This is a genomic window from Methylobacterium pseudosasicola (assembly GCF_900114535.1).
GTDB lineage: Bacteria > Pseudomonadota > Alphaproteobacteria > Rhizobiales > Beijerinckiaceae > Methylobacterium > Methylobacterium pseudosasicola.
In genome coordinates this window covers 93,942-118,722 of record NZ_FOTK01000011.1, presented here as the reverse complement: position 1 = coordinate 118,722, position 24,781 = coordinate 93,942, and the positions used below count along the sequence as shown (strand labels likewise).

Here is a 24,781-nt window from a genome sequence, read left to right as displayed (position 1 = left end):
TCAGTTGGGCTCGGCGCGCAACGCGGCGAGCCCACGCCGCTGCCGGCCCTCTCCATCGAAGTTCGCCGGGTCGAGCCAAGCCTTGAAGCCCGCCCGCACCCGCGGCCAGTCCGCGTCCGTGATCGAAAACCACGCCGTGTCGCGGGAACGCCCCTTCACCACCGTGGCATTGCGAAAGATGCCCTCGAAGGTGAAGCCGTAGCGCAGCGCCGCCGCCCGGGACGGGGCGTTGAGGCTGTCGCATTTCCATTCGTAGCGGCGGTAGCCGAGTTCGTCGAAGGCCCGGGCCATCATCAGCGCCATCGCCTCGGTGGCCGCGGGCGCGCGCTGAAGCCGCGGGCCGAAATGCAGATGGCCGACCTCGATCACGCCGTTGCCCGGATCGATCCGAAGATACGAGGCAATCCCCAGCGGTACGCCGCTCGCCCGGTCGAGGATCGTGTAAAACAGCGGATCCTCGCTCGCCGCCCTGGCTTCGAGCCGGGCGCGAAATTCGGCGTCGCTCTCCGGCATCTCGTCGGGCAGATAGGTCCAGTTCCGCCGGTCGGGCGCCGCGCTGTAGGTGGCGAACAGGCCGGCCGCATGGGCTTCGGCGTCCAAGGGCACGACCCGGCAGAAGTGGCCCTCTAGCGGCGCCCGCGGCGGCCGAGGGCGCGGGGTCCAGTCCGGCAGGGCCGGGCCGATCGGCTGGCCGAAGGCGTTGAGGCGCTGGCTCATGATCCGCTCCGCGCGGCGACCATATCGGCGAGGATCGTCTCGCCTTCCGCCCGCATCCCGGCGATCACGCCGGTCCGGTCTGCCTCGGGCCTGTTCTGGCTCATCTTCCACTTCCCCTCGATGCGGGTGATCGGGATCTCGATGCCGACGATGGCGCGCAGCTGTGCCGCCACGAACGGCGCGGGCGCGTCGTCCACGGCCCAGGGCGCGGCGCGCGGCGCCTCGCGCAGGGCGGTGAGGTCGGCGATCTGGCGGCGCAGCCAGTCCGCATCCTCGATCACAAGCGGCCGGCCCCAGGCGTGGACGGTAGCGTAGTTCCAAGTCGGCACCACCCGGCCGTGCTCGCGCTTGCTCGCGTACCAGCCGGGGGTGACGTAGCCCTGTGGACCCTGGAACACGACGAGGCATTCCTCGGCCTCGGCCAGCGCCTGCCATTGCGGGTTGGCGCGGGCGAGATGGGCGCGCAGGGTGCCGTGCGGGCCGGCCTCGTCCAGCAGGAACGGCACCGGGTTGGCGACCAGGCCGTCCGCGCCGCCGGTGACCAGAAGACCCAGCGGATAGGTACGGATCAGCTCGTGCTGCGCCGCAAGCGTGTCGTCCCGAAACTGCGGCGGCTGGTACATCCGAATCCCTCCCTTCCAACGCCGCTAGGCTTGACCGTGCAGCGGACCAGGCGAAAGGTCCGATTTCCGAAAATCGACTGGACCGCTTTCGCCATGGCTCGGGGCCCGCTGCCGCTGCCCGTCAGCCTCGATCCGGACGCGCCGACGCCGCTGCACGTCCAGCTGCGCGAGGGTCTGCGCGCGGCGATCTTGGACCGGCGCCTGCCGCGCGGCGCTCGATTGCCGGCCTCCCGGGTGATGGCGGCGGATCTCGGCTGCGCCCGGGGCACGGTGGTGCTCGCCCTGGAGCAGCTCATCGCCGAGGGCTACCTGACGGCCCGGTCCGGGTCGGCCACGCGCGTTGCCGCGACACTTCCCGACGACGCCCTCCCCCGGGCAAACGCGTCGGTGCAGCCGACCCGTACAGACATACCCAGCCTGTCGCGCCGGGGCGCCCGCCTCGTGGCGGCGCCGGACCGGCGGTTCATGGCCGGTCCCGGCGTGCCCGACGCCTTCGCGCTCGGCCGGCCGGCCCTCGACGCCTTCCCGTACGAGGTCTGGGCGCGCCTGCTCCAAGCGGAGTGGCGCCACGGACCGACCGAGCGGCCCGATCCCCGTGGTTCGCCGGCGCTCCGCGCGGCCATCGCCGGCTATCTGGCGCAGGCGCGCGGCGTAGCCTGCGAGGCCGACGACGTGATCGTCACGGCGGGTATCCGCCAGAGCCTACGCCTGCTCGCCGAACTCCTGCTCGATCCCGGTGAGGCGGCCCTCGTCGAGGAGCCGGGCTTTCCCGGGATCGCCCAGGCGCTCGCGAGCGCCGGCCTGCGCCCGGTCCCGATCCCGATCGGCCCCGGCGGCCTCGCGGTGAGCGGCGCCGGGCCGTTGCTCGAGGGCGCGCGGCTCGCCGTGGTGACGCCGGCCCACCACTACCCGCTGGGCCATGCCATGAGCCTGGAGAACCGGCTCGACCTCCTGGCCTGGGCGGAGGCCGTCTCAGGCTGGATCGTCGAGGACGATTACGACGGCGCCTACCGCTATGCCGGGCGTCCCTTGGCGCCGCTGCGGGCCTTGGATCGCGGCGGCCGGGTCATCTATGTCGGCAGCTTTTCCAAGCTGCTCCTGCCCGCCCTCGGCCTCAGCTATCTGGTCTTGCCGCGGGGGCTGGTGGCGCCGGTGAACCAGGCGCTCGCTGAGATCGGCCCGGCGCCCCCGGGGATCGGCCAATGGGCGCTGGCCCGCTTCATTGAGGACGGGCATCTCGCCGGCCATCTGCGCCGGACCCGGCGGCTCTACGCCCTGCGCCAGGAGGTTTTGGTCGACGCAACCCGCCGCCATGCCGCCGACGTGATGAACGTCGCACCGATGGAGGGCGGGATGCACCTGATCGCCCGGCCCGGTCCCGCCTGGCCGGACGCGCTCGGCGATGCCGAAGCGGTCGCGCGCCTCGGTCGGGCCGGGATCTCGGCGGTGGCGCTCTCGGCCTACCATGTCGGCGCGCCGGAGCCGGGGCTGCTGCTCGGCTACGCGGCGGTGCCCGAACGGGCGATCGAGCCGGCTGTGCAGCGACTGGCCGAGACGCTGCGGATGGCCGATTGAGGTTGCCGCGGTTGCAGTATGCCCCGTGCGCTCACTCGCTCCGCGGCGTCAGCGTCACGGTAACGGGGCCGCGGCCGGCGCGCAGTTCCAGGCTCCGCAGGGTCTTGGGCCGCACGGTCGCGCCGCTCGATGGGCTGACGCGCTGCACCCGCTCGCCGTCGAGGCGCAGGCTGACCACGCCCTCCGCGGTGATCCGCAGCGCCGCGACGTTCCGGAAGGATTTCATCGCCACCGGCGTCCAGGCCGCTCCGATCTCGATCCGTATCGGCGCCGGGACGACGTCGCGGCGCGCCAGCGCGAGGGCCGCGAGACCGATGATGGCCGCGAGCGCCAGCACGGCCTGACGGAGCCGGACCAGCCTTTTGCGTCGGCGCGGGGCTGTGGGCGCCGGCCGGATCGGCGGCGGCGGGGGCGGGTCAGGCTCGGGCGCCGGCGGTGGAGGCGGTTCCTCGGGCGGAAGCATCGGCGCCGCGACGGGAATGGCTGGAGCTTCCTCCTGCGCCACGGGCGGCGGCGGAGGTGGTGCAGGAGGCGGGGGAGCCGGCGGTTCAGCCTTCTCCGTCTGCTCCGCGCCACAGAACGGGCAGAACCGCACCGGCACATAATGGCCGCGGTCGCAGGCGGTGCAGCGCAGGGGCGCGGTCGGGAGTCCGGATGTCACGGCGGAGCGCGGGTCAGTGCACCAGCGTGCCCGTTTCCATGAACCGGGCGAGCCGCTCCACCAGGGGCGCGACCGTCACCCGGTCGAGCTGCCGCAGCAGCCCGCGGCGCGCATGGGCGACATTCGCCTCGGCCTGCTCCCGCGCCCGGCGCTGCCAAGCGATGCGGTCGCGTCGGCAATCGGCCCAGGCTGTCTCAATCGACCGGAACACCTCCGGAAGGCGCTCGATCGGGTCGGTGACCCGGTCGTAATGGTGGTCGATCAGGCTGCCGAAGGTGTGGAAGCCCAGTTCCGACAGGAGCGCCACGGCACGCGGCGCGCCGACCATCACGAAGGGCAGCCCCATGGCGGCGGCCTTCAGCGATTTTTCCGTGATGCGCTCGACGCCCAGCTCGAAGAAATCGGTCTCGGAGATGATCGTCAGGTCGCAAGCCGCATAGGCCTGGGTATCGAGCGTCAACACCATGTCGCCGCCCGGCGCCGGGGTATCGAGCCGCTTGGCCTGCCGGGGGATCCAGGAGCCGACATCCGCCAGCAGTGGCCCGAAGGCGTCCTTGATCTCCGACGGCGCGTGGAACACGTCGATGCCACCCGCCTTCGGGTTGTCCGCGCCGATCCCGTGGAACGAGATCAGGCCCTCGCGGTCGAGGCGATGGAGTTGGAACCAGCGGTAGAGCAGCACCCGGTGCCAGCGCAGGGCCGCGTTCTGGCACAGGAACCGGGCCGGGCCGGTGGTGTGAGCGAACGGTACGTAGCCGGTCCGGTCGAGGGGATGCTGCGAGAAGAGCGTCGGCCCAGCCTCGTCGTCGAGCCAGAGGGCGACCTGAAGCGGAAAAAAATCGAAGGTCCAGAAGCGCAGGCCCTCGCCGTAGAGCTCCTCGTAATCAAGGCGGAGCGCCCGGTTCTGGCTGACCAGGATGACCTGCGTCCGCGGGATGCCGAGCGCGTGGAGATTTCGGTGCAGGGCCTCGAAGGTGGGGGCGTGCAGGCCCGGCCCCTCGTTCGACAGGTCGAGCAGCAGCGCCGCCCGGCCGGAGCGCAGGTTCTCGACATCGCCGGGTTCCAGCAGGTCCAGCCGCCCGTTCGCCTCCGGGAAGCCGAGGCGGACGAAGTCGAGCACCGGCAGGCAGAGGATGTGGTTGGCCGCCCCCGGATGGGCGGTGACGGTGATGCGCTTGCCCAGCCAGCCCAAAGCTGACGGAAGGAAATGGCCGGCCTCCCCGCGGGAAACCAGGACGATCTCAGGGGCGGTTTGGCTCATCGCGATGCTCGGGCGGCCGGTCGCGCGGTGTTCCGCCACCTGAAAGCCGCGCGAAGCCGGATAAAGGCTTCGCGCGGATGCGTCGATCCCCGGGGTTCAGGCCGGGACCGGCTCCGCCGCGCGCACCGGCGTCGGCCCGGCCCGGTAGGCGGCAGCGGCCTCCTCGGTCCGCCAGCAGGCGACCTTGTGACCGGGCGAGATTTCAGCCACCGGCGGCATTTCCTGGCGGCATCGTTCCTCGACCAGGAAGCAGCGCGGTGCGAACGGGCAGCCGGGCGGCCGGTTGGCGAGGTCGGGCGGGCTGCCCGGGATGGTCTGGAGCCGCGAGCCCTTGGCCAGCGCCCCTTCCGCCCGGCTGCGGAGCAGGCCGATCGTGTAGGGGTGGTGTGGGTCGAGCACGACCTGATGCGCGGTGCCGGTCTCGACGATCTTGCCCGCGTACATCACGGCGATCCGGTCGGCGACCTCGACCGCCGCGCCGAGATCGTGGGTCACGATGATGATCGACAGGCCGAGGTCGCGCTGCAATTCGCGCAGCAGCAGGAGCACCTGGATCTGCACCGTCGCGTCGAGGGCGGTGGTCGGCTCGTCGGCGAGCAGCACCTGCGGCCGGCAGGCGAGCGCCAGGGCGATCATGGCGCGCTGGCGCATGCCGCCCGACATCTCGTGCGGGTAGTTGTCCAGCCGACGCTCCGGGCTGGGGATCCGCACCCGCTCGAACAGGGCGAGCGCGCGCTTGCGGGCATCCTCCTTCGAGATCTTCTCGTGGCGGCGGATCGCCTCGGTGATCTGCTGGCCGACCGTGTAGACCGGGTCGAAGGCCAGAAGGGGCTCCTGGAAGATCATCGAGACGTCGCCGCCGCGGAAATTGGCGAGCTGGCGTTTGCTCAGCGCCTGCACGTCTCGGCCGGCGGCGAGGATCGTGCCTTCGATCCGGCTGCGCCCCTCGTGGAACAGCCGCAGGATCGCCCGCAGGGTGACGCTCTTGCCCGAGCCGGACTCGCCGATGAGCGCCATCGCCTGACCGCGCTCCACGGTGAGGTCGACGCCGTCGACGACCTGCACCTTGCCGAAGGCGACGCGCAGGTTCCCCAGGGTGACGGCGGGTTCCGGATTCGACATCGGGCCGCTCATGCCGCGAGCGCTCGGGCGGGGGCGGCGGAATGGCCGGAGCCCGGCTGGCGGGCGAGGCACGACACCCGGTGCAGCGGCCCGACCGTGTCGAGGGGCGGCTCCGTCTCGCTGCAGATCGGCTCGGCGAGGGTGCAGCGGGGATGGAAACGGCAGCCGGAGGGCGGGTCGATCGGGTTCGGCGGGTCGCCCTGCAGCAGCGCGGCCTGGGTGCGGTTGTTGGGATCGAGCGATGGCATCGAGGCGAGCAGCGCCTCGGTATAGGGATGGGCCGGCGCGTCCAGCACCGTGTCGGACGGACCGATCTCGGAGACGCGGCCGAGATACATCACCATCACCCGGTCGGAGATGAACCGCACGACGTTCAGGTCGTGGCTGATGAAGATGTAGGTCAGACCGAACTCGGCCTTGAGGTCGAGGAGCAGGTTCAGCACCTGGGCTTCCACCGACTTGTCGAGCGCCGAGACCGCCTCGTCGAGCAGCACCAGTCGCGGCTCCAGGGCGAGGGAGCGGGCGATGTTGACCCGCTGGCGCTGGCCGCCGGAAATCTCGTGCGGATAGCGGCCGGCGAAGCGCTTCGGCTCCAGGCCGACCCGGGCGAGCAGGGCGCGGGCGCGCTCCACCGCCTCGCGGCCGGGCACGCCGTTGACCTTCGGGCCGAAGGCGATCGACTGCTCCACGGTCATGCGCGGGTTGAGGGACGCGTAGCTGTCTTGGAACACCATCTGAACCTGGCGGCGGTAGGACCGCCACGGCATGACTCGCTCGCCGACCGGTTGGCCGTCGTACAGCAGGGAGCCGGCATCGCGCTCGATCAGGCCCATGAGCAGCTTGGCGGTGGTGGACTTGCCGCAGCCGGATTCGCCGACGATGCCGAGCGTCTCGCCTTTCAACACGTCGAAATCGACGCCGTCGACCGCGCGCACCACCTGTTTCTTGCCCCCGGCCTTGCGGACCGGGAAGTGCTTGTAGAGGCCTGAGACCGACAGAAGCGGCTGGGCCGGCCCGCCGCGGTCGCGGGCGAACGGATCGGGGGCGTCCGGGATGACGCTCACTGGCGAATCTCCATCGCGGCGCGCAGGCCGTCCGAGAACAGGTTGAAGGCGATCGAGACGACGAAGATGCACACGCCCGGCAGGGCCGCGACCACCGGGTTGGCGTAGATCGCGGTGCGCAGGGTGTTGAGCATCAGGCCCCATTCCGGCTCCGGCGGGCGCACGCCGAGACCGAGGAAAGACAGGCCCGAGGCCAGGATCATCGAGACCGATATCAGGCTGGTGGCGTAGACGAAGATCGGCCCAACGACGTTGCCGAGCACCTGAACCCGCATGATCGTCAGCGGCAAGGCGCCGGACAGCTTGGCCGCGTCGATGTAGTCGCGCTTGCGGATGCCCGTGGTGACGCTCTCGGCGACGCGGGCGATCTGGGGTACGAACACGCAGGTCAGCGACACGATCGAGTTGAAGATGCCGGCCCCGAGCGCTCCGGAGAGCGCGATCGCCAGCAGCACCGACGGGAATGCAAAAAACACGTCGATGGTGCGCATCAGGATCGTGTTGGTCCACCCGCCGACATAGCCGGCGAGGATCCCGATGGCGGAGCCGATCACGAAGGCGATCAGCACCGGGGTGACCCCGATGAACAGCGACAGGCGCGAGCCCAGCATCAGCCGGCTGATCATGTCGCGTCCGAGCTCGTCCGAGCCGAGCCAGTAGGTGGCGTCGCCGACATGCTTGAGGCGGCGCAGCATCGACCCCTTGTACGGGTCCATCGGGGTGATCCAAGGCGACAGGATCGCGATCAGCACTACGAGCAGGATCACGGCCCCGGCGCCCATGGCCACGGGATCGCGCACCAGCCGGTGGCCGACATGGCCCCAGAACCCCCGGGACGGGACGAAGGCGGCCTCCGGGGCGGCGTCTCCGGCGGAGAGCACGCCGCCGTCGAGGGCCATCGAGGCTGCGGTGATCGGTGCGGTCATCATCGGCCTCCGGGTCAGGCGCGTTCGATGCGCGGGTCGAGGGCGGTCTGCATCACGTCCACCAGCAGGTTCAGGACGACGAAGAACATCGCCAGCACCAGGATCGAGCCCTGGAGCAGGGGCAGGTCGCGCTGGAAGATCGCGGCGTTGAGGAGGAAGCCGGTGCCGGGCCAGGCGAACACGGTCTCCACCAGGATCGAGCCACCGAGCAGGTAGCCGAGCTGGAGGCCCATGATCGCCAGCGCGGTCGGGGCGGCGTTGCGCACCACGTGCTTGAACACGCCGAACTCGTCCATGCCCTTGGCGCGCAGGGCCTCGACGAAGTCCTGCGCCAGGATGTCGGCCACCAGAGCGCGCACCGTGCGGGCGATGATGCCGGTGGGGATCACCGACATCGTCACCGCCGGCAGGATCAGGTAGCGCAGGTGGTCGAAATCGGGCCGCCAATTGCCCGAGCCGTCGGGCCCGGCACCCGTGGGTGGCAGCCAGCCCAGCGTCGCCGAGAACACGATCACCAGGACCATGCCGAGCCAGTAATGCGGCACGCTCACGCCGAAGACCGAGAGCGCGGACGCCGCCCGGTCGGCCACCGAGTTGCGGTGATAGCCGGCGACGAAGCCGAACAGCGTCCCGAAGGTGAAGCCGATCACCGTCGCCACCGAGGCGAGGATCAGCGAATTGACCACCGCGCGGCTGACCTCGCCGAGCACCGGCCGGCCCGTGGCGATGGAGGTGCCGAGATCGCCGTGCAGCACGTGCCACAGCCAGATCAGGTACTGGACCGGCAACGGCTTATCGAAGCCGTAGGCGGCCTTCATCTCGTTGATGGTCTCCTGGGTCGCATCCGCCGGCAGAACCGCGCTCAGGGCATCACCCGGCGCCAGATGGACCAGCAGGAAGCAGACCAGGCTGACGCCGAACGCCACGGGCGTCACGTAGACCAGGCGTTTGAGAATGTAGATCAGCATCGGGTGCCTTGCCGTGGCCGGAAAATCCCCCTCCCCCCTCTGCGGGGGAGGGTGGCCCCTGCGTCAGCAGGGGTCGGGAGAGGGGAGCGACGCTTCCGGAGAAGGCGTGCCGGGCGCCGATACCCGCATCGTCGCGCTGCCCCTCTCCCCCCCTGCTTCGCAGGTACCCTCCCCCGCAGAGGGGGGGAGGGAGTCGGTGGTGCTACCGCCCCGCCGTCGCGATGGTGATCTTCGAAAAGTCCTGGAACCAGTTCTGGGCCTGGACGAAGCCTTTCACCTTCGGGCTCATCGCCCGCGGGTTCACGTCGTGCGTGATCATGATGAACAGCGCGTCGTCCACGTACTTCTCGTGGACCTTCTCCAGGACCTTCGTCTGCTCGGTCTTGTCGAAGGTGTTGCGCACCTGATCGAACAGCTTGTCCATCGCCGGGTCGCTGTAATAGCCCCAATTGGTGCCATTCGGCGGGGCGAAGTTGCTCTGCAGGTGGCGGATGAAGCCGGTAAACGGGTCCTGGATAAAGTACGAATAGTTGATCGCCGAGACGCCGCGGGAGATGTCGGCCTTGGCCCCGGCCCGCCAAATGTTGATCAGCGTGTTCCACTCGACCACCTCGTAATCGACCTGGATGCCCACGTCGGCGAGGTTCTGCTGGACGAACTCGTTCATCGGCAGCGGCTGCATCTGGCCCGAGCCCGAGGCCGAGATCGCGACCTTCAGCTTCAGCGGCTTGGCCGGGCTGTAGCCGGCCTCGGCCATCAGCTTCTTGGCGGCGTCCGGGTCGAACTTCACGTCGAAGCTCGGGTGGCCGAACCATTGGTGGCCCGGGGGCATGAAGCCCTTGGCCGGGATGGCGAGGCCGCCGAGCAGCTCCTTCAGGCCGTCGCGGTCGATGGCGAGGTTGGCGGCCTTGCGCACTCGGATATCGTTCCAGGGCGAGCCCTCGACCCGGGACAGATGCCAGGTCCAGTTATGCGGGTAGGCGTTGGTGACGATGGTGAAGCCGGCCCCCTTCAGGGACGCCACGGCGTCGGGCGCGGGCGCCTCGATCCAGTCGACCTGGCCGGAGCGCAGCGCGGCGACCCGGGCATTGGCCTCGGGCAGCGGCACCAGCACGAGCTTGTCGAGCTTCGGCACCCGGTTCGTGTCCCAGTATTCCTTGAACGGCACCATCTCCGCGCGCTCGCGGGGCGCGAAGAGGGTCAGCTTCCACGGGCCGGTGCCGGAGGGCTGCTTGGCGAAGGCGTCCCAGGACTTGCCGACCTTCTCCCACTGCGCGGGCGAAGACATCATGATCCAGGCGATCTGGTAGGGCAGCGTCGCGTCGGGGGCCTTGGTGACGATCTCGAGGGTCATCGGATCCACGGCGCGGTAGCTCGCCACCGCCGGGATGCGGGTCTTGCCCTGCGCGGACTGGCGCGGGTCGTATTGCGGCGCGTCGGCCTTCAGGAGCTTGTCGAGGTTCCACACCACCGCGTCGGCGGTGAAGTCGGAGCCGTCGTGGAATTTCACCCCCGGCCGGAGCTTGAAGGTCCACTTGGTCTTGTCGGTGGCGTCCACCGCCCAGCTGGTGGCGAGGCCGGGCACGAGGTCGGAGGCCAGCTCCGCACTCGACAGGTCCCAATTGATCAGGCCGTCATAGACCGTATAGCCCAGAAACCGCATGCCCTCGCCGCCATTGTCGGTCTGGCCGGTGGTCAGCGGGATGTCGGATGCGGTCATGCCGATCCGCAGGGTGCCCTGCGCGAGGGCGGCGGAACTCGCCGAGAGCGCGAGGGCGCCGGCCAGCGCCGCACGGGCGCCAAAGGTTTTCAGACGAGACAGCATATCGGTTCGGGGACTCGCGTTGGTCCGGGAGGGCGGGCCCGGAATACGCTCGACCGTATGCAAGCCCGCGGCCAACCGGTCCCGGTCCATGCACGGGCAGGGGAAAGCTAGTCCGCCGCGATCAGGCTCACATGGGCAGCCACCACCCGCCAGCCTTCCGGGAAGCGCACCCAGGTCTGGCTCTGGCGGCCGGTCTTGCCGGGGGCGTTGTCCCGGGTGAACAGGGTCATCGCGGTGGCGAAGTCGCGCCCGTAGGTGGTGATCACCGTCCGGGCCAAGACCCGCTCCAGGCCCACGGGTGAGCGGGCGCGCCGGAAGGCCCGGATCGCGTCCATGCCGTAGAGGTTCTCGCCGGCCCCGTACCGGATGGTCCGGGGATCGTCCCGGAACAGGGCCTCCAGGGTGGCGACATCGTTGGTGGTGAGCGCGACTTCGTAGGCCCGGAACGCGGCCTCGACCTCGGCCTTCACGGTGGGATCGTCGATGACCATCAGGCGATCTCCGCCACGGGCGCCGTGCAGATCCCGTCCCGTTCGAGCTGGCGCGCCACGCGCAGGGCCAGGTCCTCCCGCCAGGGCGCGGCGATGACCTGGACGCCGAGCGGCAGCCCGGCATCGAGCCGCACCGGCACGGCCACCACCGGCAGGCCGATGAACGAGATCGGCTGGGTGAATAGGCCGATATTGGCCCGCACCGGCAGGGTCACGCCGTCGAGGACGAAGTGGGTCTGGCCGCCCTTCGGCGCCCGGCAGGGCGTCGCCGGAGCCAGGATCACGTCGATGCCGTCGAACAGCTTCAGCACCGCGTCGCGATACCAGCGGCGGAAGCGCTGGGCGCGCTCGACGAAGGGCGCCGGGATCATTGCCCCGGCGATCAGCCGGTCCCGCACCGCCGGGTCGAAGTCGCGCGGCCGGGTGCGCAGGCGGTCGAGGTGCAGGGTCGCGCCCTCGGCTGCGGTGATCAGGTAGGCCGCGGCCCGCGCCCGGTGGGCCTCCGGGAGTTCGACGGTGCCGCTCGCCCCGAGCGCGTCGGCGACGCGGGCGACGGCAGAGAAGGCCTCCGGGTCGCCGCCCCGGGCGAAGTAGCCTCCCGCTACCGCGATGCGAAGATTGCCGATCCCGGATTCGAGGCCCGGGGCGGCGGGCTCGGGCGCCCGGGTGGTGGCGACCGGATCCTCCGGGTCGGGGCCTTGCATCGCGTCGTAGGCCAAAGCGAGATCGGTGACGCTGCGAGCCATCGGCCCGAGATGGTCGAGGCTGCCGACGAACGGGAAGCTGCCGGCCCGGCTGATCCGGCCGTAGGTCGGCTTCATCCCGAAGCAGCCGCAGAAGGCCGCCGGCACCCGGATCGAGCCGTTGGTGTCGGAGCCGAGCGTCAGCGGCACCAGGCCGGCGGCGACCGCCGCGCCTGACCCGCCGGAGGAGCCGCCGGTCATGTGGTCGAGAGCGTGGGGGTTGTGGGCGTCGCCGTCGTGGACGTTCTCGCCGGTGAAGTCGTAGGCGTATTCGCCCATGTTGAGCGCGCCGACCAGGATCGCTCCGGCGGCCTCCAGGCGCCGCACCACGGTGCCGTCGCGGGAGGCTGGGGGGTGGTCCCGGTTGATCTTCGAGCCGGCCCGGGTCGGCAGGCCGGCGATGTCGATCAGGTTCTTCACCGCGAAGGGCACGCCGGCGAGCGGGCCGACGGCCTCGCCGCGGGCGATGGCGGCATCGAGAGCCTCGGCTCGGGCCAGCGCTCGTTCGCTCAGCACGTCCGTGAAGGCGCCGACGCGGCCGTCAATCCGGGCGATCCGGTCGAGGGTGGACGCCACGGTCTCGCGGGCGCTCGCGCGGCCTTCGGAGACGGCGGCGGCGATCGTCGCGGCGTCGGAGGTGGCCGGCACGCTCATGCCTCGAACCTCGGCGCCGCCTCGACTGCGTCGGGGAGCGGGAAGTCCGCGACGAGCTCGGCCGCTGCAGCGAGGACGCGGAGGTTCGCGGTGATCGGCTGCATCCAGGCCGGATCGATGTCGAGGCCGAGCAGCGGCGCCGCCACCGCCGCGTAGGCATCCGGGTCGAAGGGCGGGGGCGTCTCAGGCATCGCATTCCTCGCGCCGGCCTTCCAGGCAGCCAGCTCCTGTTCCGGGTTGCAGGCATCGTGCCGAGTCCGCTCGACGGCCCGGCGCATCACCAGATCCGTGCTGCTCAATTCCTGGGCACATACTCCCGCTGATCAGAGCGATTCCAAGTCGCGGAGGCGTCTGCCGTTTTCTTGAGCAGATTGCGGGAGAACCACCGTCAGCGGAGCGATCGCCGCGAAGTCACAATCGGCCTCGGTGCCGTCCTCGTGAACGATCATGGCGAAGGTCCCCGGCGCTTGCAGGGTCATCATGTGCGCGTGCCAAGCGCCCGCGCGATAATTGATGCCGGCATGGCCCGGAACCCGGAACGCCTGGATCCGAGCTTCGTCGGGCCTGCCGTCGCGATCCGGGGCTACGACCACCACGTAGGCCTCGACCGCGAGCGGCAGGAAGGCTTGGTTGGAATGCAGGTGCCGCTCCAGACGGCGCAAGGGCATCAACTGGTCCATCGGCTCGCTGTGGATCAGCGCGAGATTGGCGCGCGCCGCCGGCCGGGTGTTCTGCATCGTCCCGGCCTGATCCTGGCGCGGCGGCGTCGCCGGAGCGCGCAGGAGGTCGCCGTAGGGCGCGAAAGCCTCAGTCGTCATCTCGGCAATCGTGATCGTGCGCATCGAGGCTCCTGGCGCCATCGGTTCGGGGTGCCGGCATCCCGGCGACGAGACGATGCGGCATTGATGCCGCACCACCGGCCTTGCCGCAGCGAAGGTTGCGACCTAGCTATTGTGTATTCGATCGAGCCTGCGGCTCGGCCCACCCGGCAACCGGCGACATTCGGTTCGAGATCGCCGCGTCCCATCGTCGGTTTGAGGTTTTTCGGCATCGTCGGGCAAATCTTTTACAGAGTCGCCGTGGATTGTCGCTTTGGCGGCCACCTCAGCACGCAGACCCGATTGCGTCTTGGGGCGGGCTGGGTCTAAGGGCTGTCCCGTTTTTATCAGACATGGTCCGACCCGAACGCTTTTGCGTGGCCCGAGCGCTCGGGTCGGACCATCGGTATTGCCGATGGATCGGTGCGGTTCCAGGGCCCGGGGACGGTCCTGGAACCCGTAGTCTCCGTACGTGGCCGGCGTCGCCGGTCGTCCCCGCGAAACGCGTGACGTACCAACCGAGAAAGGTCAGATGAGCGCATTCGACTACCGGAATTTCGACGACCGCCGCCAGCATTCGCAGAACGCCAAAGCCGCCCTGCTGGCGAAGTTCAAGGCCCGCCCGCCGGCCGACGATCCCGAGGTGATCGCCAAGGCGAAGGCCCGGGCCGAGATCGCCCAGGCCCGTGAAGAGCGCGCCCGCGAGCGCGAGGCCGCCCGGATTGCCGCCGAGCGGAAGGCCGCCGAGGAGAAGCGTCTGCGCGAGGAGGCCGAACTCGCTGCGCGCCTCGCCCGCGAAGCCGCCGAACTCGCTGCCGCGCAAGAGCGCAAGTCTGCCGAACTCGCTTTGAAGAAGGCGCAGCGCGACGCCCGCTACGCCGCCCGTAAGGCGAAAGCCAAGCGCTGAGGCGCCGCGCCGGCCCCGGCGCGCATCCATCGAGCGCTCGAACGCCGTCCGCCCCCGAGGCGGGCGGCGTTGTCGTTCGGAGGGCACCGATCCTTCGATCCGAGGGCGCAGGAGCCTCTTGAGCTCTGACCACGCTCGACAAACCGTTGCGCAACCCTCCCCGACCGATGCGGGTTGAGAGCTGCCGCCGTCTTGCATGAGGCGCGGTGTGCCCGGTCGTCCTTCAAGACGGCGACGCGAACGGCGAGGAAGCGATGCGGTCTGGAACCCTGCTGGCGGCGCTGCCGCTCGTTCTGCTGGGGGCGACGCACGCCTCGGCGCAGGATCGCACCACGATCACCGCCTGCGACACGCTGATCGCCGCGCGCCGGATCGACGCCGCGACCGGGTCGGCCCGCGATGCGCCGGAGGCCGGGTGCCGCCAGATCCCGAAGGCCGAGATCGGCACTGTAGAGCAGCGGGCGCTGATCGGGGGCGCCCCCTATGAATGCATGACGATTACGGGTGCCGGCCGCTGCCTATGGGTCGTGCCGTAGGGGCGTGAAGGCTCACGGACGCCGTCTTGCGGCCGAGGCCAGCAGTCTGACGAAGCTTCACGGCAGGGCGATCCGCACTATCTCGGCGGCTCGATCCCACGAGGAATACGCCCCGGTATGTTGAGTATCCCGGCCAGGACGCGGGTCCCCGCATTGGTATCGGCTGCAATCCTCATGGTGTTACTCGGCAGCGCGCCGGTCCGGGCCGAGCCGCCGATCCGCAGCCCCGAAGACGCAGCCTGCCGGAACGAGGCCCGCGCCAAGGTGTTTTCCGCACCCAATCCCAAGGGACTGGAACTCGAGGATATCGGGCGGCAGATCTACTTCGCCTGCATGGCCCGAACCACGCAGGCCGCGGCCTCGCCGGAGAAGCCCGTCGCGAAGCGGACGCATCACCGACATCGGCGGCGCTGACGCGCCGCCGGTCGTTGTGCGCTTAGGCGTCGAGCGGGGCGCCGATCCGCGCGCGGAGCTTGTGGCGGAGCACCTCGTTGCCGCCCTCGGCGTTCAGGGCCGCCATCAGCCGCAGAAGCTGGCTGAGCGGGGTCGACCGGCAATCGATCGCCTCGGCGATCTGTTCGGCCAAGGGCTTGGCCACCGGCACGTAACGCGGTGCAGGGCTGGCCTGGTGAGTCTGGGGCATGCGCGGCGCTCGTGCTTTGAGACGTTCCAGATGGCGGGCGGGTGGCTACGCCTTCCGGACCCACCGCGCCAGCCCCATTCGCACTTTTACGTAGCCGGCATCATGCGCCGTCACCGCGCTGCAACACAGCCTGCGGGAAACCGTGGAGGATTCGGGGCCGACCTCCGAAAGGGCTTGCTTTTGCTGTCCGTCACCCAGTGGCGAGCAGGGATTGATCGAATCCGTCGAGGAGATCCTGCGGATCGCGGTAGATCGCGATGCAGCCCGCCGCAGACAGATCGGCCTCCGGAAAACCGCCGCAGAGCATGCCGATGGTGCGCAGGCCCGCCTTCGACGCCGCTTCGGCGTCGTAAGGCGTATCGCCGATGACGATCATGTCGTCCTTGTCGAGGCCTTCGAGTTTCTTGACCGCGGCTTCGAAGATATCGGGATGAGGCTTCGAGCGATCCGCGTCGTCCGAGCTGGTGACGACATCGACGAGATCGGCGATGCCCAGAATCTCCTGATAGCGCTCGACCTCGGGGCCCTTGCCCGAGGAGGCCAGGGCGATCTTCAGGCCCGATTCGCGGATCCGCTCGAATAGCGGCCGAACCCCCGGGAACGGCCGGACTTCGGGCAGATATTTCTTCTGGAACAGATCGGAGCGGAAGCTCTCGATCTCCTTGCCCTCGCGCTTGATGCGCTCTTCCGGCAGGAAGACCGGCATCAGCTCGTCGCCGCCCTTGCCGATCTGGCTGCGGACCTTCGCCTCGTCGGTCTCGACGCCGAAATGCTTGAACGCCTCGACCCAGGCCCGGGCGTGCAGGTCGACGCTGTCGAGCAGCGTTCCATCGATGTCGAAAATCACGGCGCGCATCACGGGCCCCTGTTGCGGCGCACGGCGTACGCATTCGGCCGAACAACGATGGCGGGAGCGGCCTGTTCCGGTCCGTCTCAAGGGGTACAAACGGCAGGAGCCCGCCCCTCGGTGAAGGGGCGGGCTCCTGAAACGGCAGTTGCGGCGCCTTGCGGCGCCGTCGGCTCAGTGCATCGAGGCCGGGGCGCGGGCCGGCTTTGCCTTGGCGGCGAGGCCGGCCGTGACGGCGGCCTTCGAGGCCCGGGCCGTCTTCGCGGCGGCCGGCTTGGCCAGCGCGTCCTTGGGGGTCACGGTCTTGGCGGCAGCGGCCTTGGGCGCAGCGGCCTTGGCCGGGGCCTTCGGTGCAGCAGTCTTGGTGGCGGCAGCCTTCGGCGCCGAGACCTTGGCGGCCTTCACGGCGACGGGCTGGGCCTCGGCGGCCTGGCCGTCGGCCAGCACGACGCCGGCGCGCAGCTCGGCTTCGGCGCGGATCCAGTGGGCGGCCGCGTGACCGTGAATCCGGCCCTCGTTCTCCCAGATGTAATAGGCGCATTCGCGCACGTGCTGCTCGCTGATCTGCATGCGTTCGATCTCCTGTCCGTCCTGGGATCGAGGATGCGAGCGTAGGGTTAAGGGGCGGTTAACCCTGACGGCCTGCGAAGTCTTGGTCGGTCGATCACCCTATCCGGGGATGCCCAGAACCCGCCGCGCCTCGGTCAGCAGCACCGCGTGCCGGGCCGCGCCGGGGCCGTCGGTCGGCGCCTCGCGCCCGGCCCTGGCGATGATCTCCTGGAACCGGCGCCGGTCGAGGGCGCGGCCGCCGATGCTGTCGAGCACGGCGCCGAGCACGGTCCGGACGGCCTCGGTGCGCTCGTCGGCCTCGGCGACGGAATCCGCGGAGGCCGCGCTGGTCCGCGCCTCGGCCAGATCCACCTCCAGGGCGCTTGTTCTGGCGCGGGTTGCCTCCAACTCGGCGGTCAAACGTTGTACGTCCTGCCAAGCCAGGTCATGCTGATGCGTGCGCAGGGCGAGCAGCACCTTGAGCGACGCCGCATCCTCGCGGGCGGCCTCCAGCTTGGCCTGCGCGGCCCGCAGGTCGTTCAGCAACTCCTGCGCGAGCGTCCCATCCCCGGTTACATCCACCGCCGGCTCCGTCAGCATCCTGTTTGGCCCGTCCTGACGGCGCGTGGCGCGAATGTCCACTCTCCAAGCGCCCGGCCACGGTTGAGAAAATCCAACCGCCGGTCCACATGGGAGATGGCGCCTTGCGGCGCCTGTCCCGGCCGGCCTTGAACCGGCGCAGCGGAGTTCGCCGACCATGTTCATCCAGACCGAAGCCACGCCGAACCCGGCGACCCTCAAGTTCCTCCCCGGCCGCGTCGTCCTGCCCGAATCCACCTTCGAGGCGCGGGATGCCGAGACGGCCAACCGCTCCCCCCTCGCTTCCGCGCTGTTTTCCGTCCCGGGCGTCGCCGGCGTCTATTTCGGCCACGACTTCGTCTCCGTCACCAAGGCGGAGGACGGCTCGGAATGGGCGCAGGTGAAGCCCGCCATCCTCGGCGCGATCATGGAGCATTTCCAGTCCGGCGCCCCGGTGATGGCCGAAGGCGGCCTCGACGATCAGGGCGGCGAGGATGAGTTCTACGACGAGGCCGACCACGACACGGTCGTGACCATCAAGGACCTGCTGGAGACCCGGGTCCGCCCGGCGGTGGCCGGTGACGGCGGCGACATCACCTTCCGCGGCTACAAGGAAGGCGTCGTCTACCTGGAGATGAAGGGCGCCTGTTCGGGCTGCCCCTCCTCCACCGCCACCCTGCGGCACGGCGTCCAGAACCTGTTCCGGCACTTCCTGCCGGAGATCCGCGAGGTCCAGGCCGTCTGAGGACCAGTCTGGACGCAGCCAGGACCACGCCGGCGGCCTCGCAACCGCCGGCGTTTTCGTGTCCGGTCGCCTGTCCGGAGCGACTCCCGCGGGCGGCGGGGTCGGGTGCAATCCCGGACACGGCCAGAACCGTCTTCCACGCGGAAATCGGAGATCCCTTGGCCTTGCTTGTCGCGGTCTTATGCAGACCGAGCGATAAGATATGTCCGGCTTGTTCCGGGCGCGGTAAATCGCTTGATATCAATATTAGGACTGAATTGTTAAATTTAGCGCGTGTTTTGAATTCTGTTGTCGCGCATATCGATCTCTTGCGAGAGATTTAGATAATAAAAATTACCAAAAACTGCCCGGTCTCGATAAGACGAAGTTTTGTGGCACGGCCTTGACGTAAGGTTTCCTCTGGCTGTTCGTATCCGACTGTTTCCCGGGGATTCGCATGAACCTGCTCAGCCGCACGAACATCACAACGAAACTACTCGCGATCAATGTCATCATCGCGGTGATTGTCGGAAGCTGCATCTGGTTCGCTCAATCCCAGATGGTGATGATCGATCAGATCTACACCAACCTCATCGCCCGGGAGGCGAAGGCCGTGTCGAACGTGCGGCGGACCAACCGGCTGCACAACACGCTGAACTACCTGACGTTCCGGATCATCGCCGAGACCGACGCGGAGCAGATCCGCCAAGCGAGCGCGCAATTCGACGTCATCGTCGCGCAGACCGACAAGACCTTGTCCGATCTCGCGCAACAGGTGCCGGCCTTCTCCGATCTGATCCAGGCGCAACGCGAGCGCACGGCGCGCTTCGTAAAGGAGGTGTCGGAAGTGCGGCAACTCGCAATCGCCGGCGAAGAGAGCGGGGCCCTGAAGCATGCGCACGAGAAGAGCGAGCCGATCTTCGCCACCCTCGGGGTCGAGGGCACAAAGCTCGGGGACGCGATCGAAGACTACATGCGCAAGCGCTCGCGGGATCTCACGGACGAGACCAACGCGACCCGCTACAGCCTGATCGGCTTCGGAGCCCTCGGCCTGTTCATCGGCATCCTCTGCTCCCTGCTGGTCTCCACCGTCGGCATCACCCGGCCGCTCGGCCGTCTGGTCGCGGTGCTCCAGCGCATGGCCAAGGGCGAGATCGAGGCCGAGATCGCAGAGGCGCGCCGGGGCGACGAGATCGGCGCGGTTGGCCGGGCCGTGGAAGGCATCAAGGCCATGATGGCGCGGAAGGCCGCCGAGGAGGCCGATCTCAAACGGACGGTTGACGAGGCGGCGGCGCAGGAGCGGCGGCGCACGATGGTCGAGCTGGCCGACCATTTCGAGGAGGCGGTGGGCGGCATCGTCGGCCGGGTCTCGACCTCGGCCGCCGAGCTTCAGAATACGGCGCAGTCCATGACCGCCACCGCGACCCAGACCGCCGGCCAGACCACGACGGTCGCGTCCGCGGCCGAGGAGGCGGCCGCCAACGTCAACACCGTGGCGGCCGCCGCCGAGGAGCTCGGCGTGTCGATCGGCGAGATCGGCCGGCAGGTCGAGGGGGCCTCCGACTTGGCGCAACGGACGGTGGGCGAGGCCGACCACACCGGCGCCCTGATGCAGGAACTCAGCAGTTCCGTGGCGCGGATCGGCGACGTGGTGGGGCTGATCGCCTCGATCGCCAGCCAAACGAACCTCCTGGCGCTGAACGCCACCATCGAAGCCGCCCGGGCCGGTGACGCAGGCCGCGGCTTCGCGGTGGTCGCCGCCGAGGTGAAGGAACTGGCCGAGCAGACCGCCAAGGCCACCGACGAGATCGCCGCCCAGATCGGCCGGGTGCAGGGCGCCACCGGGCAGGCGGCCTCGGCGATCGGCTCGATCGTCGGCCTGATCCGCGAGATCAGCGGCGTGGCGACCAGCATCGCCGCTGCCGTGGAGGAGCAGAGCGCCGCGACCCAGGAGATCGTCCGCAACGTCGCGCAGGCGGCGAGCGGCACCGGCGAGGTGACGCACAACATCGTCGGTGTGGCGAAGGCCTCCGAGGCGACCGGCTCGGCGGCCAACCTGGTCCTGACCTCAGCCTCCGAATTGTCCCGGCAATCCGAGCAGCTGAACGCCGAGGTCCGCGAATTCCTCACGGTCGTCCGGGCGGCATGAGATCCTAACCGGCGCAAGCCGGCAACACTTCATCGCCAACGCGGTTCTCGCCGCCGCCCCGCGCTGACGGGGCGGCGGTTTTGTTCTATCGCTAGGGTCTTCATGTCCTTCGGGGCAGGATGGGAGCGGTCGCCGGTCCGGACCGGCATGCGGGAGTGGGCGTGCGTATCCTTGCCATCGACACAGCGCTGGACCTGTGCGCCGCCTGCGTCGCCGCGGACGATGCCGACGCGCCGCTCTCGGCCGAGTCCCTACCCATGGTGCGCGGCCATGCCGAGGCGCTGCTGCCGCTGATCGAGCGGGTGATCGCCCGGGTCGAGGGCGGCTTCGAGGCGATCGATCGCATCGCTGTCACGGTCGGGCCCGGCAGCTATACCGGCTTGCGGGTCGGCCTCTCGGCGGCCCGCGCCATCGGGCTCGCCACCGGCAAGCCGGTGGTCGGCGTCGGCACCCTCTCGGCGTTGCTGGCGCCGCTGCTGGCGGACTCCGTCGAGGGCGTGATCGCCGCGGCGATCGATGCCCGGCACGGTGCCGTCTACGTCCAGGCGCTGGGCCCGAGCGACGGCCTCGCCCCGGCCCATCTGCCGGTGGAGGTCGCCGCGGAACGGCTGGGTTCCGGCCCTATGGTGCTCACCGGCTCGGGGGCCTCCCTGGTGGCGGCTGCCCTGGCCGCCCGCGGGGTGGAGGCCCGGGTCGCCGGCCTCGGCGCGGCCGAGATCACCGCCGTGGCGTCCCTCGGTCTCGTCGCCGATCCGGCCCAGGCCCTGCCCCGGCCGCTCTACCTCCGCGGGCCGGATGCGCGGCCCCAGGACCATGCCAGGATCGCGCGGCAATGACGCGTCCCCTCCCGTTCTGGCCTCTCGACTGGTGGGCCGCCTGGTGGGACGCCCTCACCCCGGAGCCCTATGTCGCTCCGCTCGCGGACGCCGGGCAGGCGCCGGCTTTGGCCCGGCTCCACGCTACCGCCTTCGCCCGGCCCTGGGAGGCCCACGAGTTCGAGCGCCTGCTGTGCGAGCGCTCGACCCAGGCCCATGCCCTGTGGCGGGCCGGGACGCTCCAGGGCTTCGTCCTGTCGCGCCGCGCCGCCGACGAGGCCGAAATCCTGACCATCGTGCTGTCGCCGACGCTGCGCGGCGGCGGCCATAGCCGCCGGCTCCTGCGCGAGCACCTCTCCAGCCTGGCGCATTCCAAGATCGCCCGGGTCCACCTCGAGGTCGACGAGGGCAACGCTCCCGCGCTGAAGCTCTACGCCCGGCACGGCTTCCGGAAGGTCGGCGAGCGCACCGGCTACTACCTCAAGGCCGACGGCAGCCGGGCGACCGCGCTGACCATGAGCGCCGACCTGTAGCGGCGTGAGCCGGCTCGGCGTCATCGCGCGGGTCGCGGCCCTCGCCCTCGCCTTCCTGGTGCTGGCACCGCCGCACTGGGTCGCCCTGCGGCTGCTCGGCCGCCGCCCGACCCTGGCGCCGGTCCTGTTCCACCGTTTCTTCCTGTGGCTGTTCTCGGTCCGGGTGACGCAGAGCGGGACGCCGCCGGAATCCGGCGAGGCGGCGCTGGTGCTGGCCAACCACGTCTCGTGGCTCGACATCGTGGCGATCGGATCGCTGCGGCCGCTCTCCTTCGTGGCGAAGTCCGAGATCGCCGGCTGGCCGGTGATCAGCGGTCTCGCGGCGCTCCAGCGCACGATCTACATCGACCGGCAGCGGCGCGGTGCCACCGCCACGGTCAGTACCGCCATGGGCCACCGCCTGGCCGAGGGCGAATTGGTGGTGCTGTTCGCCGAAGGGACCACCGGCGACGGCAACCGGCTCCTGCCGTTCCGCTCCGCCCTGGTCGGCGCGGCGCGCGCCGCCCTCCAGGCCGAGGCTGGGCGGGGCCGCGTGCGCTTGCAGCCCTTGGCGATCGCCTATCCGAGGCGCAACGGCCTGCCGGTGGTGCGCTCCGAGCGCTCGGAGATCGCCTGGTACGGCGACATGGAATTGGCGCCGCATCTCGCCGCCTTCGTGAACGGCGGGCCGATCGACGTCCACGTAGTCTGGGGCAAGCCGATCGTCTTCGAGGCCTCGACCGACCGGAAGGCCGCCACCGCCGCCGCCGAGGCCGAGGTGCGCGCCGCCCTCCAGGGCATCCTGACCGGCCGCGGCGCGGCCCAGCCCACGGCCGGCACCCGCCCGGCCGCACCCGGTTTGGACCTCGGTAGCTCCGAGATCGCGACGGTCTGAGGCTTTCCGCGTCGTTGCGAGCGCAGCGAAGCAACTCAGCGACGCGCCACGGACTCCAGCCCCACGCTGCCCTCGGTTGCTTCGCTGCGCTCGCAATGACGGTCGAGGCCGCGACTGCAAAAATTCGGTAAAACCACCCCCTGAATACAGGATGCATCTCTGTTGAGCGGGCCGTGTCCCTCTGCTAGCTAGGCCGAAACCCGTGAAGTCGGGATTTTGGGAGGACGACCGTTGCAAACCTGGAATCAGGTCTATGATCCGTTCGGGAGCCCCTGGCTCTCGACCCTGGCCGCCTCTGTGCCGGTCATCGCCCTCCTCGCCATGATCGCGAGCGGTCGCGTCAAGGCTCACATCGCCGCCGTCATCGCCCTCGGTCTCGCCATGCTGGTGGCGATCGTCGGCTTCGGCATGCCGACCGAGCTCGCCTCCCGGGCCGCCATCCTCGGGATGGTGACGGGCTTCTTCCCGATCGGCTGGATCATCCTCAACGTCATCTTCCTCTACCGACTGACGGTGGAGAAAGGCTGGTTCTCCGTCCTGCAGCAATCCGTGGCCGGCATCACCGCCGACCGGCGGCTGCAGCTCCTCTTGGTGGCCTTCGCGTTCGGCGCCTTCTTCGAGGGCGCGGGCGGCTTCGGCACCCCGGTCGCCGTCACCGGCGCGATCCTGATCGGGCTGGGCTTCTCGCCGCTCGCCGCCTCCGGCCTGTCGCTGATCGCCAACACCGCCCCGGTGGCCTTCGGGGCGCTCGGCGCGCCGATCCAGGGCCTCGCCTCCGTGACCGGCTATCCGCCTGAGATCCTCGGCGCGATGATCGGCCGGCAGCTGCCGCTGTTCTCGCTGATCGTGCCGTTCTGGCTGATCTGGGTGTTCGCCGGCTTCCGCGGCATGATCCGGGTGTGGCCGCCGATCCTGGTCTGCGGCGCGTCCTTCGCGGTCGCCCAGTTCCTGATCTCGAACTACGTCAACCCGTGGATCGTCGATATCGGCGCGTCGCTCGCCTCGATGCTCGCCCTCGTGCTGTTCCTCAAGGTCTGGCAGCCCCGGGAGATCTGGACCTCGCCGGCTCTGCGTGGTCACGATCCGTCGCTGGCCCTCGTCAACCCGCGCCCGGTGGCCCTCGGCGCCGGCGTCCCCGGCACCCCGCCGGTCCACATCGGCGCGCGCACCGCCTCGCAGGGCGAGATCCTGCTGGCGTGGGTGCCGTGGATCATCCTGTCGGTGATCGTGGCGATCTGGGGCACCGGCTGGTTCAAGGGCATCGTGAACCCGCTCTTCACCTGGAAATACGAGGTGCCGGGCCTGCACAACGTGATCCTGAAGGTGCCGCCGGTGGTGGCCAAGCCGGTGCCCGAGGGCGCGGTCTTCCTGTTCACCTACATGTCCTACACCGGCACCGGCGTGCTGATCGCGGCGATCATCTCCGGCCTGATCATGCGCTTCTCGCCGGTGCGGCTCGTGACCGCCTATGTCGAGACCATCTGGGCGCTGCGCTACTCGCTGATCACCATCGCGGCGATGCTGGCGTTGGGCGTGCTCACCCGCTACGCGGGCGTCGACGCCACCCTCGGCCTCGCCTTCGCGGGCACCGGCATCCTGTACCCGTTCTTCGGGACGCTGCTCGGCTGGCTCGGCGTGGCGCTCACCGGGTCGGACACGGCCTCGAACGTCCTGTTCGGCGGCCTCCAGCGCATCACCGCCGAACAGCTCGGCCTGTCCGGCGTGCTGATGGCGGCGGCGAACTCGTCGGGCGGTGTGATGGGCAAGATGGTCGACGCCCAGTCGATCGTCGTCGCCTCCACGGCCACCGGCTATTTCGGCCAGGAAGGCAAGATCCTGCGCTTCGTGTTCTGGCACTCGATCGCGCTGGCCTGCCTGGTCGGCCTGTTCGTGATGCTCCAGGCCTACGTGCCGTTCTTCCAGCAGATGGTCATCGACGTCCCGGCCGTAGCCCCGGCCCACTGACGAGGCGGCGGCGGGCAAGCCCCGCCGCCTCCCCTGCCCTGGTGTCTCGGGGGCTCTGCCCCCGAACCCCGCCAAAGGGCTGAGCCCTTTGGAAACCCCGTCTCGCGGCGGGTGTCGCGACGGCCCGCGCGATCCGTGCTACAGGCTCCCGCCCGCCGGTCCGCGCAGGATCGGAGCGGGCTCAGGGGAAGCGGACGGTTTAGGGCGGCACG

The 24,781-nt window shown here is 70.0% G+C and carries 27 protein-coding genes; 10 read left to right on the top strand and 17 right to left on the bottom strand.

From position 1 onward, the window contains the following. Entirely contained in the window at nt 1-717 is a 717-nt protein-coding gene (locus tag BM228_RS13170; RefSeq protein ID WP_092040924.1) for a GNAT family N-acetyltransferase, read from the bottom strand. Then, nucleotides 714-1,340, bottom strand: coding sequence for an FMN-binding negative transcriptional regulator (locus BM228_RS13165; RefSeq protein ID WP_092040922.1), 627 nt, complete (start codon nt 1,338-1,340; stop codon nt 714-716). The genes BM228_RS13170 and BM228_RS13165 overlap by 4 nt, the downstream gene beginning before the upstream one ends. Before the next feature lie 93 nt (nt 1,341-1,433). Here BM228_RS13165 and pdxR point away from each other — a divergent pair, with 93 nt between their 5' ends. Then, nucleotides 1,434-2,915, top strand: coding sequence for a MocR-like pyridoxine biosynthesis transcription factor PdxR (gene pdxR, locus BM228_RS13160; RefSeq protein WP_092040919.1), 1,482 nt, complete (start codon nt 1,434-1,436; stop codon nt 2,913-2,915). A 31-nt stretch (nt 2,916-2,946) separates the two neighbouring features. Here the strand turns inward: pdxR and BM228_RS13155 are convergent, their stop codons facing one another. The 11 genes from BM228_RS13155 to BM228_RS13105 all read right to left on the bottom strand — a co-directional run bounded on the left by BM228_RS13155 (nt 2,947) and on the right by BM228_RS13105 (nt 13,472). After that, nucleotides 2,947-3,252 carry a hypothetical protein gene (locus BM228_RS13155; protein ID WP_092040916.1) on the bottom strand — a complete coding sequence of 102 codons (306 nt, stop codon included), beginning with the start codon at nt 3,250-3,252 and terminating at the stop codon, nt 2,947-2,949. 337 nt (nt 3,253-3,589) lie between these two features. Further along, the gene (locus BM228_RS13150) at nt 3,590-4,837 is read right to left on the bottom strand and encodes a hypothetical protein (protein ID WP_092041049.1); all 1,248 of its coding nucleotides are present in this window, start codon (nt 4,835-4,837) and stop codon (nt 3,590-3,592) included. Between the two features lie 96 nt (nt 4,838-4,933). Continuing rightward, nucleotides 4,934-5,959 carry an ABC transporter ATP-binding protein gene (locus BM228_RS13145; RefSeq protein ID WP_092041047.1) on the bottom strand — a complete coding sequence of 342 codons (1,026 nt, stop codon included), beginning with the start codon at nt 5,957-5,959 and terminating at the stop codon, nt 4,934-4,936. A gap of 8 nt (nt 5,960-5,967) precedes the next feature. Beyond that, on the bottom strand, nt 5,968-7,023 hold the full coding sequence (locus BM228_RS13140; protein WP_092040914.1) for an ABC transporter ATP-binding protein: 1,056 nt from the start codon (nt 7,021-7,023) through the stop codon (nt 5,968-5,970). Next, nucleotides 7,020-7,949, bottom strand: a complete 930-nt coding sequence (locus BM228_RS13135) for an ABC transporter permease (protein ID WP_092041044.1) — start codon at nt 7,947-7,949, stop codon at nt 7,020-7,022. Before BM228_RS13135 ends, BM228_RS13140 begins: the two co-directional genes overlap by 4 nt. A gap of 14 nt (nt 7,950-7,963) precedes the next feature. Continuing rightward, nucleotides 7,964-8,917 carry an ABC transporter permease gene (locus BM228_RS13130; protein ID WP_092040911.1) on the bottom strand — a complete coding sequence of 318 codons (954 nt, stop codon included), beginning with the start codon at nt 8,915-8,917 and terminating at the stop codon, nt 7,964-7,966. A gap of 202 nt (nt 8,918-9,119) precedes the next feature. Further along, the gene (locus BM228_RS13125) at nt 9,120-10,742 is read right to left on the bottom strand and encodes an ABC transporter substrate-binding protein (RefSeq protein WP_092040909.1); all 1,623 of its coding nucleotides are present in this window, start codon (nt 10,740-10,742) and stop codon (nt 9,120-9,122) included. 107 nt (nt 10,743-10,849) lie between these two features. After that, complete coding sequence (gene hpxZ, locus BM228_RS13120; RefSeq protein ID WP_092040907.1) at nt 10,850-11,233, bottom strand: oxalurate catabolism protein HpxZ; 384 nt, start codon at nt 11,231-11,233, stop codon at nt 10,850-10,852. Further along, nucleotides 11,233-12,630: an AtzE family amidohydrolase gene (locus tag BM228_RS13115; protein ID WP_092040905.1), complete on the bottom strand. Its 1,398-nt coding sequence runs from the start codon at nt 12,628-12,630 to the stop codon at nt 11,233-11,235. Before BM228_RS13115 ends, hpxZ begins: the two co-directional genes overlap by 1 nt. Then, complete coding sequence (locus tag BM228_RS13110) at nt 12,627-12,821, bottom strand: DUF4089 domain-containing protein (protein WP_092041041.1); 195 nt, start codon at nt 12,819-12,821, stop codon at nt 12,627-12,629. Before BM228_RS13110 ends, BM228_RS13115 begins: the two co-directional genes overlap by 4 nt. 132 nt (nt 12,822-12,953) lie before the next feature. Then, the gene (locus tag BM228_RS13105) at nt 12,954-13,472 is read right to left on the bottom strand and encodes an ureidoglycolate lyase (protein WP_167367717.1); all 519 of its coding nucleotides are present in this window, start codon (nt 13,470-13,472) and stop codon (nt 12,954-12,956) included. Nucleotides 13,473-13,980: 508 nt separating this feature from the next. Between BM228_RS13105 and BM228_RS13100 the strand changes: the two genes are divergently transcribed. From BM228_RS13100 to BM228_RS13090, 3 genes are all read left to right on the top strand, one after another. Beyond that, nucleotides 13,981-14,355 carry a DUF6481 family protein gene (locus BM228_RS13100; protein WP_058190506.1) on the top strand — a complete coding sequence of 125 codons (375 nt, stop codon included), beginning with the start codon at nt 13,981-13,983 and terminating at the stop codon, nt 14,353-14,355. A gap of 254 nt (nt 14,356-14,609) precedes the next feature. Next, the gene (locus BM228_RS13095) at nt 14,610-14,891 is read left to right on the top strand and encodes a hypothetical protein (protein WP_092041038.1); all 282 of its coding nucleotides are present in this window, start codon (nt 14,610-14,612) and stop codon (nt 14,889-14,891) included. A gap of 174 nt (nt 14,892-15,065) precedes the next feature. Next, the gene (locus BM228_RS13090; RefSeq protein WP_342030171.1) at nt 15,066-15,305 is read left to right on the top strand and encodes a hypothetical protein; all 240 of its coding nucleotides are present in this window, start codon (nt 15,066-15,068) and stop codon (nt 15,303-15,305) included. A gap of 22 nt (nt 15,306-15,327) precedes the next feature. Here BM228_RS13090 and BM228_RS13085 read toward each other — a convergent pair whose 3' ends face one another. The 4 genes from BM228_RS13085 to BM228_RS13070 form a co-directional block, all read right to left on the bottom strand. Next, on the bottom strand, nt 15,328-15,534 hold the full coding sequence (locus BM228_RS13085; RefSeq protein WP_092040896.1) for a hypothetical protein: 207 nt from the start codon (nt 15,532-15,534) through the stop codon (nt 15,328-15,330). 190 nt (nt 15,535-15,724) lie between these two features. Next, complete coding sequence (locus tag BM228_RS13080) at nt 15,725-16,390, bottom strand: HAD family hydrolase (protein ID WP_092040894.1); 666 nt, start codon at nt 16,388-16,390, stop codon at nt 15,725-15,727. Between the two features lie 165 nt (nt 16,391-16,555). Then, nucleotides 16,556-16,951, bottom strand: a complete 396-nt coding sequence (locus BM228_RS13075; protein ID WP_092040891.1) for a DUF2934 domain-containing protein — start codon at nt 16,949-16,951, stop codon at nt 16,556-16,558. Nucleotides 16,952-17,050: 99 nt separating this feature from the next. Beyond that, entirely contained in the window at nt 17,051-17,530 is a 480-nt protein-coding gene (locus BM228_RS13070; RefSeq protein WP_092040888.1) for an atp-dependent helicase, read from the bottom strand. 157 nt (nt 17,531-17,687) lie between these two features. On the opposite strand from BM228_RS13070, the gene BM228_RS13065 reads away from it, so the two are divergent. From BM228_RS13065 to BM228_RS13040, 6 genes are all read left to right on the top strand, one after another. Beyond that, nucleotides 17,688-18,254: a NifU family protein gene (locus BM228_RS13065; RefSeq protein WP_092040886.1), complete on the top strand. Its 567-nt coding sequence runs from the start codon at nt 17,688-17,690 to the stop codon at nt 18,252-18,254. Nucleotides 18,255-18,690: 436 nt separating this feature from the next. After that, nucleotides 18,691-20,382 (top strand): methyl-accepting chemotaxis protein, encoded by a 1,692-nt coding sequence (locus tag BM228_RS13060; RefSeq protein ID WP_092040885.1) that lies wholly within the window; start codon nt 18,691-18,693, stop codon nt 20,380-20,382. Between the two features lie 161 nt (nt 20,383-20,543). Further along, on the top strand, nt 20,544-21,218 hold the full coding sequence (gene tsaB, locus BM228_RS13055; RefSeq protein WP_092041035.1) for a tRNA (adenosine(37)-N6)-threonylcarbamoyltransferase complex dimerization subunit type 1 TsaB: 675 nt from the start codon (nt 20,544-20,546) through the stop codon (nt 21,216-21,218). Further along, nucleotides 21,215-21,730 carry a GNAT family N-acetyltransferase gene (locus BM228_RS13050; RefSeq protein ID WP_092040882.1) on the top strand — a complete coding sequence of 172 codons (516 nt, stop codon included), beginning with the start codon at nt 21,215-21,217 and terminating at the stop codon, nt 21,728-21,730. Before tsaB ends, BM228_RS13050 begins: the two co-directional genes overlap by 4 nt. Before the next feature lie 4 nt (nt 21,731-21,734). Next, nucleotides 21,735-22,604: a lysophospholipid acyltransferase family protein gene (locus BM228_RS13045; protein WP_092040880.1), complete on the top strand. Its 870-nt coding sequence runs from the start codon at nt 21,735-21,737 to the stop codon at nt 22,602-22,604. A 231-nt stretch (nt 22,605-22,835) separates the two neighbouring features. Then, a complete protein-coding gene (locus BM228_RS13040; protein WP_092040877.1) occupies nt 22,836-24,569 on the top strand; it encodes an L-lactate permease in 1,734 nt (577 codons plus the stop codon). Nucleotides 24,570-24,781: the final 212 nt, after the last annotated feature.

Excerpts from the sequence above, each read along its gene's own strand:
- BM228_RS13170 (WP_092040924.1), bottom strand. The coding sequence starts at position 717 with ATGAGCCAGCGCCTCAACGCCTTCGGCCAGCCGATCGGCCCGGCCCTG.
- BM228_RS13165 (WP_092040922.1), bottom strand. The coding sequence starts at position 1,340 with ATGTACCAGCCGCCGCAGTTTCGGGACGACACGCTTGCGGCGCAGCAC.
- pdxR (WP_092040919.1), top strand. The coding sequence starts at position 1,434 with ATGGCTCGGGGCCCGCTGCCGCTGCCCGTCAGCCTCGATCCGGACGCG.
- BM228_RS13150 (WP_092041049.1), bottom strand. The coding sequence starts at position 4,837 with ATGAGCCAAACCGCCCCTGAGATCGTCCTGGTTTCCCGCGGGGAGGCC.
- BM228_RS13145 (WP_092041047.1), bottom strand. The coding sequence starts at position 5,959 with ATGTCGAATCCGGAACCCGCCGTCACCCTGGGGAACCTGCGCGTCGCC.
- BM228_RS13135 (WP_092041044.1), bottom strand. The coding sequence starts at position 7,949 with ATGACCGCACCGATCACCGCAGCCTCGATGGCCCTCGACGGCGGCGTG.
- BM228_RS13130 (WP_092040911.1), bottom strand. The coding sequence starts at position 8,917 with ATGCTGATCTACATTCTCAAACGCCTGGTCTACGTGACGCCCGTGGCG.
- BM228_RS13125 (WP_092040909.1), bottom strand. The coding sequence starts at position 10,742 with ATGCTGTCTCGTCTGAAAACCTTTGGCGCCCGTGCGGCGCTGGCCGGC.
- hpxZ (WP_092040907.1), bottom strand. The coding sequence starts at position 11,233 with ATGGTCATCGACGATCCCACCGTGAAGGCCGAGGTCGAGGCCGCGTTC.
- BM228_RS13115 (WP_092040905.1), bottom strand. The coding sequence starts at position 12,630 with ATGAGCGTGCCGGCCACCTCCGACGCCGCGACGATCGCCGCCGCCGTC.
- BM228_RS13110 (WP_092041041.1), bottom strand. The coding sequence starts at position 12,821 with ATGCCTGAGACGCCCCCGCCCTTCGACCCGGATGCCTACGCGGCGGTG.
- BM228_RS13105 (WP_167367717.1), bottom strand. The coding sequence starts at position 13,472 with ATGCGCACGATCACGATTGCCGAGATGACGACTGAGGCTTTCGCGCCC.
- BM228_RS13100 (WP_058190506.1), top strand. The coding sequence starts at position 13,981 with ATGAGCGCATTCGACTACCGGAATTTCGACGACCGCCGCCAGCATTCG.
- BM228_RS13095 (WP_092041038.1), top strand. The coding sequence starts at position 14,610 with ATGCGGTCTGGAACCCTGCTGGCGGCGCTGCCGCTCGTTCTGCTGGGG.
- BM228_RS13090 (WP_342030171.1), top strand. The coding sequence starts at position 15,066 with ATGGTGTTACTCGGCAGCGCGCCGGTCCGGGCCGAGCCGCCGATCCGC.
- BM228_RS13085 (WP_092040896.1), bottom strand. The coding sequence starts at position 15,534 with ATGCCCCAGACTCACCAGGCCAGCCCTGCACCGCGTTACGTGCCGGTG.
- BM228_RS13080 (WP_092040894.1), bottom strand. The coding sequence starts at position 16,390 with ATGCGCGCCGTGATTTTCGACATCGATGGAACGCTGCTCGACAGCGTC.
- BM228_RS13075 (WP_092040891.1), bottom strand. The coding sequence starts at position 16,951 with ATGCAGATCAGCGAGCAGCACGTGCGCGAATGCGCCTATTACATCTGG.
- BM228_RS13070 (WP_092040888.1), bottom strand. The coding sequence starts at position 17,530 with ATGCTGACGGAGCCGGCGGTGGATGTAACCGGGGATGGGACGCTCGCG.
- BM228_RS13065 (WP_092040886.1), top strand. The coding sequence starts at position 17,688 with ATGTTCATCCAGACCGAAGCCACGCCGAACCCGGCGACCCTCAAGTTC.
- BM228_RS13060 (WP_092040885.1), top strand. The coding sequence starts at position 18,691 with ATGAACCTGCTCAGCCGCACGAACATCACAACGAAACTACTCGCGATC.
- BM228_RS13050 (WP_092040882.1), top strand. The coding sequence starts at position 21,215 with ATGACGCGTCCCCTCCCGTTCTGGCCTCTCGACTGGTGGGCCGCCTGG.